At 46.5% G+C, this 19,121-nt stretch carries 16 protein-coding genes; 10 read left to right on the top strand and 6 right to left on the bottom strand.

Going from position 1 to position 19,121, the window contains the following annotated elements; translation table 11 throughout:
* Positions 1-171 precede the first annotated feature (171 nt).
* The 9 genes from ACXAD8_RS05930 to ACXAD8_RS05890 all read left to right on the top strand — a co-directional run bounded on the left by ACXAD8_RS05930 (position 172) and on the right by ACXAD8_RS05890 (position 13,309).
* On the top strand, positions 172-3,510 hold the full coding sequence (locus ACXAD8_RS05930; protein ID WP_475226097.1) for a transglutaminase family protein: 3,339 nt from the start codon (positions 172-174) through the stop codon (positions 3,508-3,510).
* Between the two features lie 29 nt (positions 3,511-3,539).
* Entirely contained in the window at positions 3,540-6,095 is a 2,556-nt protein-coding gene (locus ACXAD8_RS05925) for a circularly permuted type 2 ATP-grasp protein (RefSeq protein WP_475226095.1), read from the top strand.
* The gene (locus tag ACXAD8_RS05920; protein WP_475226093.1) at positions 6,092-6,967 is read left to right on the top strand and encodes a transglutaminase family protein; all 876 of its coding nucleotides are present in this window, start codon (positions 6,092-6,094) and stop codon (positions 6,965-6,967) included. The genes ACXAD8_RS05925 and ACXAD8_RS05920 overlap by 4 nt, the downstream gene beginning before the upstream one ends.
* Positions 6,968-7,059: 92 nt before the next feature.
* The gene (locus tag ACXAD8_RS05915) at positions 7,060-8,505 is read left to right on the top strand and encodes a circularly permuted type 2 ATP-grasp protein (RefSeq protein ID WP_475226090.1); all 1,446 of its coding nucleotides are present in this window, start codon (positions 7,060-7,062) and stop codon (positions 8,503-8,505) included.
* Positions 8,506-8,508: 3 nt separating this feature from the next.
* Complete coding sequence (locus ACXAD8_RS05910) at positions 8,509-9,468, top strand: alpha-E domain-containing protein (protein WP_475226088.1); 960 nt, start codon at positions 8,509-8,511, stop codon at positions 9,466-9,468.
* A 127-nt stretch (positions 9,469-9,595) separates the two neighbouring features.
* Positions 9,596-9,934, top strand: coding sequence for a PDZ domain-containing protein (locus tag ACXAD8_RS05905; protein ID WP_475226085.1), 339 nt, complete (start codon positions 9,596-9,598; stop codon positions 9,932-9,934).
* A gap of 26 nt (positions 9,935-9,960) precedes the next feature.
* Positions 9,961-10,467, top strand: a complete 507-nt coding sequence (locus ACXAD8_RS05900) for a GrpB family protein (protein WP_475226082.1) — start codon at positions 9,961-9,963, stop codon at positions 10,465-10,467.
* A 194-nt stretch (positions 10,468-10,661) separates the two neighbouring features.
* Positions 10,662-11,129 (top strand): (2Fe-2S)-binding protein, encoded by a 468-nt coding sequence (locus ACXAD8_RS05895; protein ID WP_475226079.1) that lies wholly within the window; start codon positions 10,662-10,664, stop codon positions 11,127-11,129.
* The gene (locus tag ACXAD8_RS05890; RefSeq protein WP_475226077.1) at positions 11,126-13,309 is read left to right on the top strand and encodes a xanthine dehydrogenase family protein molybdopterin-binding subunit; all 2,184 of its coding nucleotides are present in this window, start codon (positions 11,126-11,128) and stop codon (positions 13,307-13,309) included. The genes ACXAD8_RS05895 and ACXAD8_RS05890 overlap by 4 nt, the downstream gene beginning before the upstream one ends.
* A gap of 53 nt (positions 13,310-13,362) precedes the next feature.
* Here the strand turns inward: ACXAD8_RS05890 and ACXAD8_RS05885 are convergent, their stop codons facing one another.
* The 3 genes from ACXAD8_RS05885 to ACXAD8_RS05875 all read right to left on the bottom strand — a co-directional run bounded on the left by ACXAD8_RS05885 (position 13,363) and on the right by ACXAD8_RS05875 (position 15,402).
* Positions 13,363-14,505 (bottom strand): diguanylate cyclase, encoded by a 1,143-nt coding sequence (locus ACXAD8_RS05885; protein ID WP_475226074.1) that lies wholly within the window; start codon positions 14,503-14,505, stop codon positions 13,363-13,365.
* A 243-nt stretch (positions 14,506-14,748) separates the two neighbouring features.
* A complete protein-coding gene (locus tag ACXAD8_RS05880; RefSeq protein ID WP_475226072.1) occupies positions 14,749-15,045 on the bottom strand; it encodes an antibiotic biosynthesis monooxygenase family protein in 297 nt (98 codons plus the stop codon).
* A 93-nt stretch (positions 15,046-15,138) separates the two neighbouring features.
* Positions 15,139-15,402: a hypothetical protein gene (locus ACXAD8_RS05875; RefSeq protein ID WP_475226069.1), complete on the bottom strand. Its 264-nt coding sequence runs from the start codon at positions 15,400-15,402 to the stop codon at positions 15,139-15,141.
* 415 nt (positions 15,403-15,817) lie between these two features.
* Here ACXAD8_RS05875 and ACXAD8_RS05870 point away from each other — a divergent pair, with 415 nt between their 5' ends.
* Positions 15,818-16,678, top strand: a complete 861-nt coding sequence (locus ACXAD8_RS05870) for a hypothetical protein (RefSeq protein ID WP_475226067.1) — start codon at positions 15,818-15,820, stop codon at positions 16,676-16,678.
* Between the two features lie 17 nt (positions 16,679-16,695).
* Here ACXAD8_RS05870 and ACXAD8_RS05865 read toward each other — a convergent pair whose 3' ends face one another.
* From ACXAD8_RS05865 to ACXAD8_RS05855, 3 genes are read right to left on the bottom strand one after another with little or no spacing between them, the layout of a single operon-like run.
* Entirely contained in the window at positions 16,696-17,586 is an 891-nt protein-coding gene (locus ACXAD8_RS05865; protein WP_475226064.1) for a universal stress protein, read from the bottom strand.
* A gap of 51 nt (positions 17,587-17,637) precedes the next feature.
* Positions 17,638-18,087: an ATP-dependent zinc protease family protein gene (locus tag ACXAD8_RS05860; protein ID WP_475226061.1), complete on the bottom strand. Its 450-nt coding sequence runs from the start codon at positions 18,085-18,087 to the stop codon at positions 17,638-17,640.
* Positions 18,084-19,121 carry a succinylglutamate desuccinylase/aspartoacylase family protein gene (locus ACXAD8_RS05855; RefSeq protein WP_475226059.1) on the bottom strand — a complete coding sequence of 346 codons (1,038 nt, stop codon included), beginning with the start codon at positions 19,119-19,121 and terminating at the stop codon, positions 18,084-18,086. The genes ACXAD8_RS05860 and ACXAD8_RS05855 overlap by 4 nt, the downstream gene beginning before the upstream one ends.

Below are 19,121 nucleotides of genomic sequence, written 5' to 3'. Positions count from 1 at the left end.
GGCGGTGACGCCTCACCCTACTTGATGTGCGTATATGTCACATTTTTGTCATGCTTTTACTTGTATTTCAGTGATTTGCAAAAAAAATCAGACGCAATGTGTGACTTTACTGGTAGTTAATTTGTCAGGGTATACACTAGAACTATTGCAACCTATTTTACTCAGGCATCCATGACTATTACTGTAGCAATCAGGCATCACACCCGTTATAACTTTGACAGGTTAGTGAACATTGCCCCTCACACCTTCAGGTTAAAACCCGCACCGCATTGTCGTACGCCTATTCAGGCCTATTCCCTGAAGGTCCAACCCGAAGAACACTTTATCAATTGGCAACAGGATCCATTCGGTAATTATCAGGCCAGAGTGGTGTTTCCTGAGCGCAGCAAATATCTGGATGTGACGGTTGAAGTTATCGCTAAAATGACGGTGATCAACCCCTTTGATTTCTTTATCGAAGAGTACGCAGAAAAAGCCCCTTTTGATTACACATCTGAATTGCAGCAAGAATTATCTCCCTACCTCAAAGTGACTGAAAAAGGGCCTTTGTTTAAGGAGTGGATAGATACCCTGGATCTGAGTAAAAAAGCCACTGTGGATTTCCTGGTAGGCTTGAATCAGGAAGTGTATAAGCACCTGGATTATCTGGTGCGCATGGAGCCGGGGGTTCAGAGCTGTGAAGAAACCCTGGAAAATGGCTCTGGCTCTTGTCGTGATTTTGCCTGGTTATTGGTGCAGTTACTCAGACATCTGGGTTTGGCTGCGCGTTTTGTGTCGGGTTATCTGGTGCAACTGGCACCCGATCAAAAAAGTCTGGATGGGCCCAGCGGACCTGAGCAGGATTTTACCGATTTACATGCCTGGGCTGAGGTGTTTGTGCCTGGAGCTGGCTGGATTGGTCTGGACGCTACCTCAGGCTTATTTGCCGGAGAAGGCCACATTCCACTGTCGGCGAGTCCGGAGCCAGCCAGCGCTGCGCCTATAACCGGCGCGACTGATACCTGTGAGGTAGAGTTTGAGTTTAGTAACAGTGTAACTAGAATCCATGAAGCACCGCGAGTTACTAAGCCTTATTCTGAGTCTCAGTGGCAGGCGATACAGGCGTTGGGTGAGCAGGTGGATGACGAGCTGAAAACCCAGGATATTCGTTTGACCATGGGCGGTGAACCTACCTTTGTGTCCATTGATGATATGGAAGGACCGGAGTGGAATACCACAGCCGACAGCCCGGTGAAGCGCAAGCTTGCCTGCCAATTGTTTAAAAAGATGCAGCAAACCTTTTCCCCCGGGGCGTTGCGTCATTTTGGTCAGGGAAAATGGTATCCAGGCGAGCCGCTGCCTCGTTGGCAATACGCCAGTTATTGGCGCGAAGATGGCCACCCAGTCTGGAAAAATGATGCCTTGGCTGGCGATCCTATTAGTGATCCCAAACTGTCTGCGGATGCGGCAAAACAGTTTGCCGAAGCCCTGAGTAAGGAGTTGGGCATTACTGCTTCTAATTTGCTGCCCGCCTACGAAGATGCCCTTTACCTTATCTGGCAAGAAGGGCAATTACCCGACAATATTGACTTGAATAAGATCAAGCTAAAGGAATATTCCGAGCGCGCTAAATTGCGCGCGGTATTAAATGGCGATCCCGATTCTCCCAGTGGTTATGTGTTACCTATGGGCTGGGATTACGCCAATCATCGCTGGCATAGTTGCCAATGGACTTTCCGCACTCAGCGTCTCACACTGGTGCCCGGCGATTCTCCGCTTGGTTTGCGTCTGCCACTTAACTCCATTCCCTGGCAGCCGGTTAAACAGGGGGATGAATACCAACCCCATAGTTATTTTCAACCTTATGAGCACTTGCCCGCGGATTTGATTGAGCACTTTGAAATGCAGGGCAAGTCGGCATCGGAGCGCTTTGCTAAAACGGCTCTTTGTGTGGAAGTCAGAGACGGACGCTTGTATGTCTTTATGCCACCGATGGTGTATTTAGAGCACTATCTGCTGTTAGTGCAGCAGATAGAAGTTGTGGCATCGTCGTTAAAAATTCCAGTTATATTTGAGGGTTATTCGCCGCCAGCGGATTTGCGACTGAAAAAGTTTGCTGTCACGCCGGATCCGGGCGTTATTGAAGTCAATATTCATCCGGCAAATACCTGGGGTGAACTGGTTTCTAACACCGAGGTTTTATATCAGTTAGCGCGCGAAAGTCGTCTGGGTACTGAGAAGTTTATGCTGGATGGTCGACATACTGGTACCGGCGGTGGTAACCATGTCACCATGGGTGCCAGCTCGCCGCTGGAGAGTCCGTTTTTGCGCAAACCCGGTGTGCTGCGCAGTTTACTGACTTTCTGGCAACACCATCCCGGACTGTCCTATTTGTTTTCTGGCTTGTTTATTGGGCCTACCAGTCAGGCCCCTAGAGTCGATGAAGGGCGGGAAGAATATCTTTACGAATTGGAGATCGCATTTTCGCAGTTGCCCGATGGCGAAACGCAACAGCCATGGTTAGTGGACAGATTGCTCAGACATTTGTTGGTGGATATTTCTGGTAATACTCATCGCTCAGAGTTCTGTATTGATAAGATGTATTCCCCTGATTCGGCAACAGGACGCCTGGGAATATTGGAGTTTCGCGGTTTTGAAATGCCGCCTCATTATCAAATGAGTCTGGTTCAAAACCTGTTACTGCGAACCCTTTTGGTGAACTTCTGGCAAAACCCTTATCACCATAAACTGGTGCGCTGGGGCACCGAGTTGCACGATCGGTTCCTGTTACCTTATTTTGTCGCTCGCGATATGCAGGAAGTTTGTGCTACTTTGCAACAAAATGGTTATCAGTTTGAGACCGAATGGTTGAATGCATTCCACGAGTTCCGTTTCCCGGTTATTGGCAAGGTCAATATCAATGATATTTCGCTGGAATTACGTACGGCAATTGAGCCGTGGCATGTGTTGGGTGAGGAGATGGGCAGCGGTGGCACTTCCCGCTTTGTAGACTCTTCACTTGAGCGTTTGCAGGTGTACGTCAAGGGCTTAACCTCAGATCGATATATCATTTCCTGTAATGGCCGCCGGTTACCCTTACATCGCTGTCCTACCAACGGTGAGTATGTGGCTGGTGTGCGCTATCGTGCCTGGCAGCCGCCTTCCGCTTTGCATCCCACCATTGGCGTCCATTCGCCGTTGGTTTTTGATATTTACGATACCTGGAATAACTGTTCGGTAGGTGGCTGTACCTATCACGTAGTGCATCCTGGCGGTCGCAATTTTGAAGCCTTCCCGGTCAATAGTTTTGAAGCAGAAGGGCGACGAATAGCGCGCTTTGACGATGAAGGCCATACCCAAACACAAGCGCAGATTAGTCAAAACTGGCGTGGAACTATGCATTCCCAAGGACAATTTACCGCTAATCACAAAAACCGTCCGGCCCAGGCCCCGGTTGTTGAAAGCCCCAATGATGAATATCCATTTACTCTGGATTTACGTAGACCTATAGGGCAAAACTCTGGTAAATAGACGCGGGAATAGCATAAAGAGAAATAACTATGACGACTAAATCCCGTCCAGAAGAGTCTTTGTTATCCAGACACATGGAAGATTACCATGCCGATGCCATGGGCTATGATGAATTCTGGGATGCGCAAACGGGGCAGCCGAGACCACATTGGCAAAATCTGGTTCAGCAGTTAGAAAAATTACCTGAATCGGATTTCAGGGCGAGACAACAACTGATCCATCGACAACTGCAGGAAATCGGTGTTACCTACAGTTTTGGTAAGGAGGATAAGTCTCGTCGAGCCTGGGAACTGGATGCCATACCCTATGTTTTGGATCAGGATTCCTGGCAACAACTCAATGCCGGTATGCAGCAGCGGGCAAAAGTGCTCAACGCGGTGTTTAAAGATCTCTACGGTCGTCGCGAGTTGCTGACTTCGGGCATCATCCCGGCAGAAGTGGTGCTTAATTCTGATCAGTATATTCGTCCTGCTCATGGGCTTTACAATCATATCCAAACGCCCTTGATGTTCTATTCCGCGGATATCACCCGCAATCCAGACGGGCAATTGGTGGTCATCCGGGATAAAACTCAGATGCCTACCGGGGTCGGTTACTGCCTGGAAAATCGGGTGGCCATGTCACGGGTAATGAGTAGTGAATTCAGTAGTGCTGAGATCGCGCGTTTGTCCGGATTTTTTAAGGCCTGGCATGGCACTTTCACGGCTATGGTGCCGCACAATCGTACTCCCAACATTGTTATGTTGTCTGCTGGTGCTTCGGATGAAACCTACTTTGAACATGCCTATCTGGCAGCCTATTTGGGTTACAACCTTGTATTAGGAGCGGATTTAACGGTTCGTGAAGGCAAGGTCTGGTTAAAAACCCTGGATGGCTTAGAGCAGGTTGATGTGATTTTGCGCTGGGTAGACGACCAGGCATGTGATTCACTGGAGCTAAAAGAAGATGCCATCTATGGTGTACCGGGCTTGTTACACGCAGTGCGGCAAGGCAATGTGATTGTCATTAATCCCATCGGTGCCGGCATATTAGAAAGCCCTGGTCTCATGTCTTACTTGCCAGCGGTTTGTGAGCACCTGTTTGGTGAGCCCTTGTTGTTACCCCAGATTGATACTTTGTGGTGTGGAGATAAAAATCGCCGCCATTTTGTATTGGACAACTTGCAAAATATGGTAATTAAACGCGCGGATTACCATGCTAAAAATCAATATCCCGCCAGTATGGATGACGCCAAGCTGGAACAACTGCGTCAGGACATAGAGCGGCAGCCCGCTAAATATGTTGGTCAGCAGTTTCTGGAGTTTTCCAGAGCACCAGCCTGGAATAATGCTAAGTTTCAGGCCAAACCTATTAAAATTCGCAGTTTTGCGCTTACCGAACAAGGCAGTTATCGCGTGCTGCCTGGCGCTTTGACCCGACTGGTGTATTACCAGCAACAGGAAAACCCGTTTACTGGCTTACTGAAAGACACCTGGGTACTGGGAGAAAGCGAAGAAAATTACAGCAGCTTATGGCAGTTGGTGGGAGAGCAGGCCGCCTATCGGGGTCATGAACAGATCACCAGCAGAACAGCCGAAAGTTTGTTTTGGGTTGGGCGCAATATCGAACGCTCAGAAAGCCAGGTACGCCTTGTTAGAGCAATATTGTCGCGCTTAACCGAGTATTCCCCTGATCGTGAGGAAGATGCTCTGGCTCATATCGAAAAATTGATAACCGGATTGTTGCCTCATCACCCTCAAATTGCAGATGCCCTCGAAGATATGACTGAGAAAGGGCGCAGTTCCTATTGGTGGATGATGCGGCAATTTGTGTTTGGCACCGACCTCAACGGGGGATTAACGGCTACCTTTGGCTTCTTCCTTAACAGTGCCTTTAATGTCAGAGATTACTGGTCGGGAGATACCTGGCGCATCATTGATGAGATTAACCAGGCTGCACGGCGCATCAAATACAGTAAGCCAACCCGCAGTGTCAGTGACATGCAGGAATTACTGAACGAATTACTGGATTCAGTGAGCGCCTTTTTAGGGCATGCGGCTGAAAGCTTATCTCGGGATGGCGGTTGGCTGATGCTGGAGGCGGGGCGTCGCCTGGAGCGAGCCCATCAAATTATGAATTTATCGGAGATTCTGTTGAGCCAGGAGGTTGATAACGAAATGGAGTCGCTGGTGTTGGACAGTTTGCTGTATTCGCAGGAGAGTTTAGCTACCCACCGACGGCGTTACCGGGTTGAGCAAAGAATGGAAACCGTTGTCGAATTATTGCTGCTTAATGCCGATTACCCCAGGTCTCTGTGCTATCAATTGAAAAGGTTAAAGCAGTTGGTGGCAGAAATGCCTAATGAGCAGAACGACTCTCGCCTGGAAAGACATGAGAAGATGATCCTGTCAGCCCTGACCCGTATTCAACTCTGCGAACTAAATGAACTGGTGCTGGCAGACAAAGAAGGAGAGCGCACCAATCTTCAGCACTTGTTAGACGATGTGAGCACTGATCTCAGTGATTTGGCCGAAGCTATCAGTCAGATTTACTTCTCTCATACCGAGGGCGCAGCGCAGCTGTTGCAAGGACAGGTGCAATCGTGAAGTTTCGCATTAAACACATTACCCGCTACGAATACGCAGAACCGGTGAGCTTATGCCAGAATTTGGCAAGGCTGACACCATTAACCAATGAGCACCAGACCCGGCAATCTTGCAGCTTTACCATATCTCCAGCACCCAGCTATTTAGGTGAGCACAAAGACTACTTTGGCAATCTGGTAACCCGTTTTGATATTCCTGAACAGCACAAAATTTTAGAAGTCAGCGTAACCAGTGAAGTTCTGGTTTTGGAAAAGCCACAAAGCATGTTGTTTAGCTTTGATGCCGCATGGGAGCAGGTGCGCGATGAAATTGCCAGAGGTCTGTCACCGGAAATGCTGTTTGCTAAAGAGTTTACCTATGCATCCAAGTTTATTGATTTGCTGCCTTCGCTGAAAGAATACGCATTGCTGAGTTTTAAGCCCAACCGGCCATTGTTGGACGCTACTCGCCATCTGATGCACCGCATCTTTACCGAATTCAAGTACGACCCGGCATTCACAACCCTGAGCACACCTTTGCAAACCGTTATCGAGCACAAACGCGGGGTTTGCCAGGACTTTGCACATCTGGCCATTGGTTGTTTGCGCAGCATCGGGTTAGCAGCTCGTTATGTCAGCGGCTACATTGAAACATTACCCCCGGAAGGCCAGGAAAAACTAGAAGGGGCCGATGCGTCTCATGCCTGGTTTGCGGTTTATTTACCGGGAAGTGGCTGGATGGAGTTTGACCCTACCAATGACATAGTACCGGGCAATCAGCATATTCGATTAGCAATGGGCCGGGACTATTTCGACGTTACACCGCTCAAAGGTGTGCTATTTGGTGGTGGTAGTAATGTTCTGACGGTATCTGTAGATGTGGCAAGGATTTAGCTGGGATGATTATTTGGGCAAAGCGACAGATTGCTGCAATACTTAAAAATAAATTGTACCTGACAAAATAACATTATTTAAAAGGTGGTTTGATGGCGATTAATTGGGATAAATACGACACCCAGAACTTTTATGATGAACTCATGAAGTCTGCGGGTAAACCCCGAAAGTGTGCGAAACAGGTGACTAAGTATTTTGAGTCGCTGACGGACGAAGAGTTGGCGTTAGTGGTTAATTCCACAGATTTAGCCATCAAAGAAATGGGGATCACGTTCACCGTTTACCACGAGGGTGGCTCTATTGATCGCGCCTGGCCATTCGATGTTATTCCCAGAGTGATGCCGAAAAAAGAGTGGCAAAACATCGAATATGGTCTGAAACAGCGGGTAAAAGCGCTGAATATGTTCATTGATGATATTTATCACGAACAAAAGATTATCAAAGATAAGGTCTTTCCAGCGGAATTGCTGGCAAAATCGGTTAATTTCCGCAAGCAGTGTGTTGGGATCAGACCGCCGCTGAATATCTGGGCACACATTTGTGGTTCGGATATAGTACGGGACAGCGACGGTACAATGTACGTACTGGAAGATAACTTGCGAGTGCCTTCTGGCGTATCTTACTTGCTGGAAAATCGCGAAGTGATGAAGCGGGTATTTCCGGATATGTTTGAGCAAATGTCCATCATGCCGGTGGATGATTATCCCTCGCAGCTATTCGATATGCTGGCGGCAATCTCACCTCGTCCTTTGGATTATCCCGAAGTGGTGGTGCTCACACCGGGCATTTATAACTCAGCTTATTTTGAACACGCTTATCTGGCACAACAGATGGGCTGTGAGTTGGTGGAAGGCCGTGACTTAGTGGTCAACGATGATGATTGCGTTTATATGCGTACCGTTGAAGGCTTGCAAAGGGTGGATGTTATCTATCGTCGAATTGACGACTTGTTTTTAGATCCCGAAGCCTTTAATCCCGACTCTATGTTGGGTGTGCCCGGAATTATGCGGGCCTGGAAAAAGGGCAATGTCGCCTTAGCCAATGCGCCCGGTGCCGGTGTGGCGGATGATAAAGTGGTATACGCCTGGGTGCCGGAAATTATTAAATATTATCTGGGTGAAGAAGCCGCAATTCCTAACGTGCCTACCTATCGTTGCATGAATGAATCAGAACAAAAATATGTGCTGGAGAACTTGGATAAACTGGTGGTGAAACCAGCAAATGAATCCGGTGGTTACGGTATGCTGATTGGTCCTATGTCCACCAAAAAGGATCAGGAAAAGTTCGCCGCTTTGATAAAAGCCGATCCGCGTAATTATATCGCCCAGCCAACATTAAATTTATCAACAGTTCCTTCGTTAGTAGGTACCAATGCAGAACCTCGTCATGTGGATATGCGTCCCTTTATTCTGTCCAGTGATGATATCACTGTGACCATGGGAGGACTGACCCGGGTTGCTATGCGCAAAGGATCATTGATAGTGAATTCCTCGCAGGGCGGTGGAAGTAAAGATACCTGGATTGTGGAGGAGGACTAAGCCATGTTAGCAAGAGTTGTAGAAACTATTTATTGGATGGCGCGCTATGTTGAGCGAGCTGAGAATATGGCCCGTCTGATCAATGTGAATAACAATCTGTTATTAGATTTACCAAAAGGCGTTAGTTTAGGCTGGGAGCCACTGATCGACATTGTTGGTGAGCGCGATGCCTATTGTGAGGTCTACAGTAATTTTAACGAACGCACCGTGATGAAGTTTTTACTGGAGCGCAATGAAACCAGTCAGGTTAGCCTAAATTACTGTTTGTGGGCGGCTAGGGAAAATGCCCGCACTGTCCGAGATATATTGCCCCGTGAAGCCTGGGAACGACTCAACTCCCTGTATCATTTTGGTAAAGAAAATGTCATGGAAGGGGTTAATAAGAAGCGCCGTTTTGCTTATCTGGAGGAGGTTCTTTTTCGTATTCAGTCTTTTTACGGCTTGATAGAAGGGTCGCTGAATCACGATGAGAGCTATCTGTTTTTCAGAATGGGATGTGACCTGGAGCGGGCAGAAATGACCAGTCGTATTGTGGATGTGCGCTCCGCTAATCTGGTGAATGAAGAAGAAAGTGAACCCTTTCAGAATATTCAATGGATGAGTGTTTTAAAGTCGATGGATGCCTACCAGATGTACCGACAAAGTATGAACGTGAAAGTTAAAAGAGCACAGGTGTTGAGCTTTTTGATGCAGAGCGAGACTTTCCCTCGCTCGATTCTGTTCTGTATTAATGACATTGGTGAACGATTGGCTGATTTACCTCGCAATGACATGCCTCTAAGGCAGTTAATGAAAGTTAAGCGTCGTGTGGCTGAGCAGGAAGTTCAAAATTTGCGACAGCAAGCTTTACACGACGTTATCGATGATATTCAACTGGAATTAAGCAAAGTGCACAATGCCGTTAATGAGCACTACTTTTTATCTGGCATGATAGCTGCGCAACAATCTCAGTCTCAATCCTGAGGTTAGTGTATAACCGGGCAATAGTTTTAATCGCTTTTCGCCCGGTGAATTTCTCGCTGAACAGGGAACTGTTTTTGCCTTGTCAGGTCTATTAGTTTCGAAATAATGAAAACAACAAGGAAATAATATGCCTAAAATTTCTCTCATGGCTCTGCTGCTATTGTCTATCTCAGTGGTCGCCGAAGAAAAAGGCTCCATAGGTTTTAGTGCGGCAGTATCCGTTTCTGGATTTTTTAGCCCAGAACTGAAAGAAGTCACTGTTGACGAAGTATTTGTAGACTCACCAGCTGAGGCGGCCGGATTGAAAAGTGGGGACAAGATATTGTCGATAGAGGATTGTGCCATCCCCGGTTGTGATGCCAAAAAAGCTAAAAAGATGATGAAACGAGCGCCAGGCGAAACCCTTAATTTATTGATTGAAGATGAGCATGGAGAGCAGCGTAAAGTCGCTATTTTGGTAAAATAGTTTTTGAACTAACACGCCTGAATGAAATGTCTCGAATTATTGAAGTCGTCGACTATGACCCTGCCTGGCCTGAACAATTCCTTCAGGAAAAAGAAAAGTTATCTATCGTAATGGAATCGGTGGCGGTCAGCATAGCGCACATTGGCAGTACCTCAATCGAAGGAATGTGTGCCAAACCCATTATTGATATTTTGCTGGAGGTGCGCTGTCTGACTGGATTGGATAGTTTAAATGATGCGCTGGCGGATATGGGCTATAAGGCCAAAGGTGAAAATGGAATTGCCGGGCGACGTTACTTTCAAAAAGGCGGAAAACAGCGAAGTCACCATATGCATGCCTTTGTGTCAGGAGACGAACGTATTCGACAACACTTACTATTCAGAGATTTTCTGATTGCTCACCCCGAGCGTGCAACAGAATACGCAGCAATTAAAAGGGATGCGGCACTGCTTTGTCAAAACGACAGCGCAGTTTATCAGAAGCTAAAACATAACTTTATCACTGTGCAGTTAGAGCTGGCGCAAAGTTGCTGAGCCGCAAGCGATGTGTGCGAGTAGGCTGATAATATGCCTTTTTAAATTTGCCTGATGCACAATCCTACAAAATGCTGAAATTCTCGCCGTTTTGCTGGTTGTATGACTTGCCAAAAAACTCACCTTTGCAATACTTTTTAAAATTCCCTGCAACTTCATCGTTAAAACACTGAGCCTTGTGCTCTGGAGTAATCATGATTTCATTTGAGTTAAATGGTAACAAGGTCACCTATGACGGTGATCCCAATATGCCACTGCTGTGGTATGTGCGTGATGAGTTAAACCTGACTGGCAGCAAGTTTGGTTGCGGTGTGGGCATGTGTGGCGCTTGCACAATGCACTTAAACGGTCAGCCTGTACGCTCCTGTTCCACACCCGTTGCTGCGGCTAACGGGGCAAAGGTGACTACTATCGAAGGGCTTTCTTCAGACACTGCAATGGCGATTCAACAAGCATGGCAACAGTTGGATGTAGTGCAGTGCGGATACTGCCAGTCTGGCCAGGTGATGTCAGCGACGGCGCTGTTGGAAAGTAATAAAAAGCCTTCCGACAAAGATATTGATATGGCAATGCAGGGCAATATCTGTCGGTGCGCGACGTACCATCGAATTCGCGCTGCAATCCATCACGCCGCTGATACTCTGGCTAAGGAGGTTTCATGATGAAAATGGTACAAGCACAAAGTAGCATCGCCGGCATTAAAGCACCGGAGTTGTCCAGACGGCAGTTTTTGAAAGTGTCAGCGATTTCAGGTGTCGGATTTAGCATCGGATTATCGATAAACTCTGACGTTGAGGCCGGTGGGCAAGGTGCAACGGCTATGGGGCATTTTGTCAGGATTGCTAAAGACAACACCATTACGGTAGTGATCAAACATCTGGACAAGGGGCAGGGCGTAACAACTGGACTCACTGCGATTGTGGCTGAAGAATTGAACGCTGATTGGGCACAAATGCGCTGGGAATTTGCTCCTGCTGATGCAAAGCGCTACAACAATTTATTCTGGGGTCCCTATCAGGGAACGGGTGGTTCAACCTCTATTGCCAATTCCTGGATGCAGCTTCGCCAGGCTGGCGCAGCGGCAAAAGCGATGCTGATTGCTGCCGCGGCGAAACAGTGGGCTGTTGCAGAGTCTGAAGTTCGTGCCGAAAATGGTCAGTTAAAAGGGCCCGGAAAAGTGGCCTCATACGGAGAGATGGCCGAGGTCGCCGCACTTATTGCTCCTCCGGAAACGCCAAAATTAAAAACCCCTGATCAGTTTACTCTGATAGGCAAATCAGTGCCCAGAATTGACAGTAAAGACAAAAGCACAGGAAAGGCAAATTACACTATTGATGTGCGCCTGCCGGGTATGTTGGTGGCGGCGATTGCCCGGCCTGAAAAATTTGGTGCCACACTTAAAAGTGTCAATAGTGATAAGGCAAAGGCTGTCGCAGGTGTTGAATCTGTGATTAGTACCCCACGAGGTGTTGCGGTTTTGGCTAAAAATCACTGGGCCGCCAGACAGGGTAAGCAGGCGTTAGCTATTGAATGGGATGACAGCCAGGCTGAAACCCGTGGCTCCCAGCAATTGTGGTCGGATTTCAAAGCGTTAGCGGAAACTAACGGGGCGGTTGCCAAAAACGATGGTGACATTGACAAGGCGTTATCTGAGGCGGCAAAAACAGTAGAACTGGATTTTGAATTTCCTTATTTATCCCATGCCACCATGGAGCCCATGAATTGTGTTGTGGATTTGCAAAAAGACGCCTGCCATATCTACACAGGTTCACAAATCCCTGGTATCGATCAGTTTGTTGCATCTCAGGTGACTGGTTTACCTGTAGAAAAGGTGTTTGTGCACACCCAGTTTGCCGGGGGGAGTTTTGGTCGTCGTGCTGTCCCAGACTCTGACTTCGTTATGGATGCCGTAGTGATAGCTAAAGCCATTGAAGGGGCCGCACCGGTTTGTTTGCAGTGGTCCAGGGAAGACGACATTAAAGGTGGGCGATACCGTCCTATGGCTTATCACAAGTTTCGTGCTGCGATAGATGATAATGATGAACTAACAGGCTGGCATCAGCGCCTTGTTTCTCAATCTATTTTGAGAGGCACGCCGTTTGAAGGCCTAATTACAGGTCCTTTGGATTTCGCTCTGGTTGAAGGCGGTGCCAATCTGCCTTATCAGATCCCCAACTTTAAATTTGATGGACACGAAGCAAGAGCAGGCGTCCCGGTCTTATGGTGGCGTTCAGTAGGACATAGTCACAACGCCTATGCGACGGAAGTGTTTTTTGATGAAGTAGCACACGCTGCGGGTCAGGATCCAGCAACGCTGCGGCAAAAATTACTGAAGCAGCATCCCCGACATTTAGCGGTATTAAATAAGGTACTGGCTGAGTCCAACTGGGGCTGCGAACTACCATCCGGTACTGGTTTGGGCGTCGCTGTGCATGAGTCTTTCGCCAGCTTTGTGGCGCAGGTAGCACAAGTCAAAGTCAATGAAGACAAATCCTTTCAGGTAGAAAAGGTGTGGTGCGCGGTGGATTGTGGCGTTGCAGTCACGCCTGATGTCGTAGTTGCGCAAATGGAAGGGGGCATAGGATATGGGCTGAGTGCCATTTTAGGGGAGGCAATTACTCTGGATGGCGGTAAAGTAGTGCAAAATAACTTTTATGACTACACGCCACTGCGCATCAATCAAATGCCGGACATTAAAGTGTTTGTCATGCCATCAGATGCCGCTCCGACAGGCGTCGGTGAGCCGGGCACGCCGCCTATCGGACCCGCAGTAGCCAATGCGATTCGCAGTATTACCGGCAAGGCGATCACTAAATTGCCAATCGGTAACAGACTGGCCTGATACATCACATAGTATTCGGTGGCAGTGGAACTAATAGCTAATGCGTGCCACTGTCACCGACTATTTTTTACTTTGTACATGCGGGTGTCTGCCACCTTCAGCAGGGCTTCCTTGTCTAAGCCATCGTGAGGACAATTTGCCCAGCCAATACTGGCGTTGATTTCAAGGCGAACGGAATCAAACTGAAAAGGTTGAGTAATCTCGCTTTCGAGCTTATTCATCAGGTTGTCTATGTCTGTTTTATCCGCGATACCGGGAGCGATAATGGCAAACTCATCGCCACCGATACGGGTTACTGTATCGGTAATGCGCATAGAACTTTTTAATCGCTTTGCCATCTCGGCAAGTAATTGATCTCCAATATCATGGCCATATACGTCATTAACGGGTTTAAAGTTATCCAGATCTACATAAAAGATGCTGAAGCTGCGTTCATAGCGTTTAAATCTCTGCAATTCAGCTTGTAAGCTATTATCAAACTGTCGTCGATTTCCCAAGTGAGTCAGAGGATCCTGCATAGCGATAACCTCCAGCGACTTTTTGGTTTTTACGTGTTCTTCAATTTCGTGCTTTAGTTTTTCATTTAAAGAGATGGTTTCACGATTAGCCTGAGAAAGTACATTGCCCAGATGCACCACCAAAATGATTCCACTGGGAACCAAAACCAAAAAGGTGAGATGTAAATTGCTCGGAAAGCAGATAAAAAATATTAGTTGTGGCATCACCAGACTTATCAAAAAGACATTGGAAAACATGGGGAGCATGGCGTAACGAAATACCGTGATGATGGCTATCATCATCAGCATAAAGATAAAAATTGGTGAGCCCGTCGCCATATTGGGTTCAGGCAACAAAAACAATGAACTACCAAACATCGCAGCAATCAGCACACCAATAATAATCCTGGCGACGATAAAGCGCAGTAGCTGGCCGTTTTCGATTTTAGGCGAACGATATTGTTGAGTTAACAGATGTAAAAACAATCCAAACAGGAACTGCACTGCCAGCCATAAAAAAATCGCGGTTTCATTGGCCTGTTGAAAATAGGCGGCCACGGCAAAGAGAATAGCGCCAAGCATTAAAGGCCGGGTATTGGTACTGGCCTTGCGGAAAAAGTCTTGAGTAAGCTGCCACTCTATATCTTTTGGGAGATTGTGATGTTTACTACTTCTGAATAAAAAGTCAGTTCGCTTCAAAACAGCGGGCCAGATTTACATTGATGTAACAAAGTGTAATCAAAAGTAATTAAAAAGTGCAGTATATGTAATCAAAAAGCCCTAACTATGGCTTTGTTTGCTCAATATGTAGGCAAATTAAGTTGATGGGATAATCGATGGGTAGATTTGTTGTCCACTATAATCAAAGTTGTGTACAAACTGTTAATTCAAAATCAAACCTGGAAAGCATACCAGGTGTTTTAAAAAAATAGTCGATGTTTATCAGGCGTCGCCAAATTGATAGCGCCGTTTAATCTCTACCACTTCAACCGTATAGCCTTTGTACCATTTTTCTTTCCCCAGTTTTTGGGCTACGGCATGTTGGCTGTCTTTGTGCCAATTTTTGATATCCTGCTCTGATAGCCAATATGAAATAGCGATTTCTTGTTGCCCCTCAGTAACTGCCACAAAATCCTGGCAATTGTAACGATTGAAGGCAAGCTCTCTCATCAAAGCTACAGTATCTGAATACTGGGTGTCTTGTGTTCCGGTTTTGGCTTTAAAAATAACGGCATACATCAATTTGTCCCGGGATGGTGATAGCGGTGAGGAAAGAATTATGAAGTAAACAGGGGACTTTTTACAGGCAAAAGTCGAGACTTTTTAACTTTATTATAACGCGTTTAAAAGTTCGTCGTCGTCATTGTCGCCAAGTTGCTCTTCCTGATCACCTTTTAGGGTATAAGTGTACTGAGCGAGTAGCGCTTCAAACCAGTCATCATTGTCACTTTGGCGTTGGCATAGTTGCTCCAGCAACGGAGAGTCATTGCGGCCAATCACTTTTTTAAGCAGCGACTTTAGTAGTTCCATATCCATATTTTCGTCCGATATGTGGTATTCGGTACCTTCAATTTTAAAACTTGCTAGTGACGCCATCTCAGATACTCCAGTTCGTTAGGCCTGCATATAATGCTTTGGCAATGGTATTTATCGCATCAAAATGTGCAGAAAATGTGGAGTCTATTTTTTACCATTAAGCCTCATTTGTTATTCATATTTCTTCACAAAAGCAACGCTGTTGTTTAAGGTGGTACGTCTTGATGTTTGAATTTTCGTGGTAAGCTCTGAAGTTTGATTGATCCTTGGTCGGGGATTTGGGTTAAGTTAAATACAGAAAACCTGCCTACATTGCCCATTGTGTAAAGGTTTTTATTATTCTTATGTATGTTCTTGGCCTCAGGACAGAAAAACAGGACAGTCTAAACTTTTTATGATTACAAGATTAGCCAGAATATTGAAACCAGTGTTAATGGTTTGCTGCTTCTCATTTACTTTTACCTCAGGAGTGGGATTGGCACAGAGTCTGAGTGCTGATTTAGACTTTTCAACACGCACAGATTTTCGTACTGATAAGGAACCCAGATATCAATATCGGGTGCGCTTTTACCCGCAATTAAACTTCTCTGACAAACGTTGGTCCGTGAATGGCTTTGCTGTGACGGGAGATGAATTTTCTTCTAGCTATAATACCTTTGGCGCGGACGAAAATCATCGCTTCCATTTGCGCCGCCTGTTTGTGCGCCATCAATCTGAGTATGGTAAAACAGAGCTGGGGGCAATTCCTACGTATAAGGGCAGGGTGTCTTCTACCGGGTTGTCAAAAGACGGCTGGATAACGGGAATGCGTTATGTACGCAACATTTCGTCCAAAACACAACTGGAAGGTGTTATCGGTGAACTAGCGCACACCCAAAATCCAGATGTATTTCAATCATTTGATAAAATAGACTACTTTGAACTGGAACTGAGTACTCAGCTAAGTCCCACCCTGGGTTATGAGCTTGGACTTGAGCGCATGTTAGAGCAAAACTTTTTGCGAGGGGAGCTGAGGTATCAGTTATCGGGTAAACAAATTATAGCGTTAGAACTCATTAACAGAGTAGACAATAATCATTTTAAAACGGTTTTGAGTATGGAAGGGCAGTGGCAAGTTTACGACTACGAAACTGACTACTTTCTTTACTATAGTTATGTGGATGCTGAGTTTGGTGATCGCGCTGAATTGACCGAAGACTTTGTCGATTTCGGTCATGCGCTAACGTTTGAACTGGAAGGCGAATTACTGCCTAAATGGCACCTAGACTGGTTCAGCAAGGTGGAAGTTAACGAAGGACAAAAACGCTTACAACTCGGTATGAAATTTAAAATTTAAACGCGCTGCTCACATTATCAGTTAGATTCCTGACTATGACTCTTAATCAGTAACATGTCACAGGGGGGCTTATTCAGCAGGGCCATTGTTGTGCTACCTACCAGATGCGACAGAAACAGGTTTCGGGTGACATTACCTATCACCAGGATGTCAGTATCTTGTTTGCTAATCCAGTCTGCCAGTGCCTTTTCCGGTAAGCCGTTGAGCAGGACCGCGTGCTTGGGTGTTGCTCCTATGCGCTCCATAAAATCATCCAGTCCCTGACGATGTAGGGTGGAAATCTTGCTTTTATACTGAATAAAAGAAGCCGGGACGTGGCAGGCATGGGCGATGACCCATTCGGATTTCAATAATTTCGCAAGGTTTCGGGTTTTTTTAGAAATTATAAAGTCCAGATCATCTGGGCGTGAGTTCTCATGCAATGGGTCAACTGCGCCTATTAGTTTTACATTGCTGTTCCAGGCTCTGGGCTGCATGAGTAAAACGTGACATTGCAAGTTAGCCAGGTCCTGAAAGATGGGGTGACGATCAGTTAAAGGTTCGTCCTGAATCACCAACAGATTTTCTTTTTTACCTTGTGAGCAGGCCTCAATTGTCTCCATGTAATTTGGCTTATCCAGAACGGTGAAGGTAAAATTAAGGTTTGCCTGTTGTAAATGTTCCTGAATACTTTGTTGTTTTTCTTTTTGCTCACTAATCCAGGCTTGTTCAGCCTGCTCTGATTTATCAAACACAAACCAATAATGGCGCTCGCGTGCTCTTAGTCTGTTATCAAAAATTACCTGGACGTTGGCATGTTGCAGCTTCGCTAGCTTAATGACTTTTTCCACTACGGCAGCATGGATGGTGTGTTTACCATCGATAAGCCAAATGATGTTGGCGGTCAAAGAAGGGGATGTCTGTTCCATGGCCTTACTCACAAATAGGTTATTATTGTTATGTCGTCAGGTTTGCTGCGTCTATTTAGCCGCTAAATAATCATCGGAAGGATCGATGACAAAATGTTGCTCTAACGCCTCGCGCCCCAGTAGCATTAAATGTTTCATGATTGAGCGGTCAGTCAGGGTTAGCTCAATATCCCAGGTCAATTCGCCTAGCTGGGCTGGTGTTTTGATTACACAACGACGCTCTTTCTCACCATTTGACGATTTTATCCAACGCACGTCGTGCAGTTTTGCAGAGCATTTGATGGTTTTTTCTACATCATGGAAATCGGGGTGAAACCAAAATTTCACCTTTTTAGCGGCTTCATCAATTTCGATATGATCAACATGTAATGCCGAAGTTTTTGCTCCGGTGTCAATGCGGGTAGCAATTGCCGTCAAACCCAATTCGGGCAAGTCAATCTTTTCTGCTACACCAATCAATACTTTCTCGGCAAGAGGTTGAGGGAGTTCGCTATTGCTCATAGGTCCTGACTCACTGTGTTGTTGTCTGACTGCGGTAATAAATCATCTTGCAACTGCTCGATATGTTCAGCTACCTGACTCGGTGTCTCGAAGTCTGCTATATGATACATGGCATCCCCTTCCTGTACGAGAGGGATATTTTGCTTGCCAATGATCACGCCACTATTGGGGGCTTTCAGGTGATCAACAGCCGAACCAATAGGGCTGCAAATTTCAGCGAGAATATCGCCTTTTTTAACATGATCTCCTAAGCGCTTACGGTCAGTTACAGTACCACTACTGGTGGCCCTGACCCAAAAACTGTGATTCGACACAAAAGGCTCTACTGTTTTAGAGGGTTTGCGTTTGCGTATCATTCCCAGGTGGGACAATACATTAAGTACACCCTTTAATCCGGCTCGGATAGACAACTCGTCAAAGCGCAATGCCTGTCCTGCTTCGTAAAGCAGTACCTTACAACCTTTTGATGCTGCAGCTTCACGCAATGAACCTTCGCGAATGTCGGCATTCAAAACAACCGGTACGCCAAACGTTCGAGCTAACTGCATGGTTTCATCGTCATTCAGATTCGCTCTGACCTGCGGAAAGTTACTGCGGTGAATGGCACCGGTATGCAAATCAATGCCATATTGGCATTTGCTAACAATTTCTGACAGAAACAAATGCGCCAGGCGCCCGGTCAGAGAGCCTTTTGAAGAGCCGGGAAAGCTGCGATTTAGATCTCGTCTGTCCGGCATATAACGGCTTTGGTTGAGCATGCCATAAACATTCACAATCGGAACCGCGATAATAGTACCTTTAGACAAGCGGAAAGATTTCATGGTTAGCAATCGCCGGATGATTTCAATTCCGTTGAGTTCATCACCATGCACGGCTGCGCTGATAAAGACCACTGGACCCGGTTTGCGGGCATTAATAACTTCTACCGGAATAGAGATTTCCGTATCCGTGTACAGCCTTGCTGCCGGAAGCTCCAGTTTTACTCTGGAGCCCGGTTTTATCAGGGTTTTACCGATTTCTAAAGGTTCTGCCAT

This window comes from Planctobacterium sp. AWH2_060 (assembly GCF_056158425.1).
This window is presented reverse-complemented; position numbering and strand designations above follow the sequence as displayed.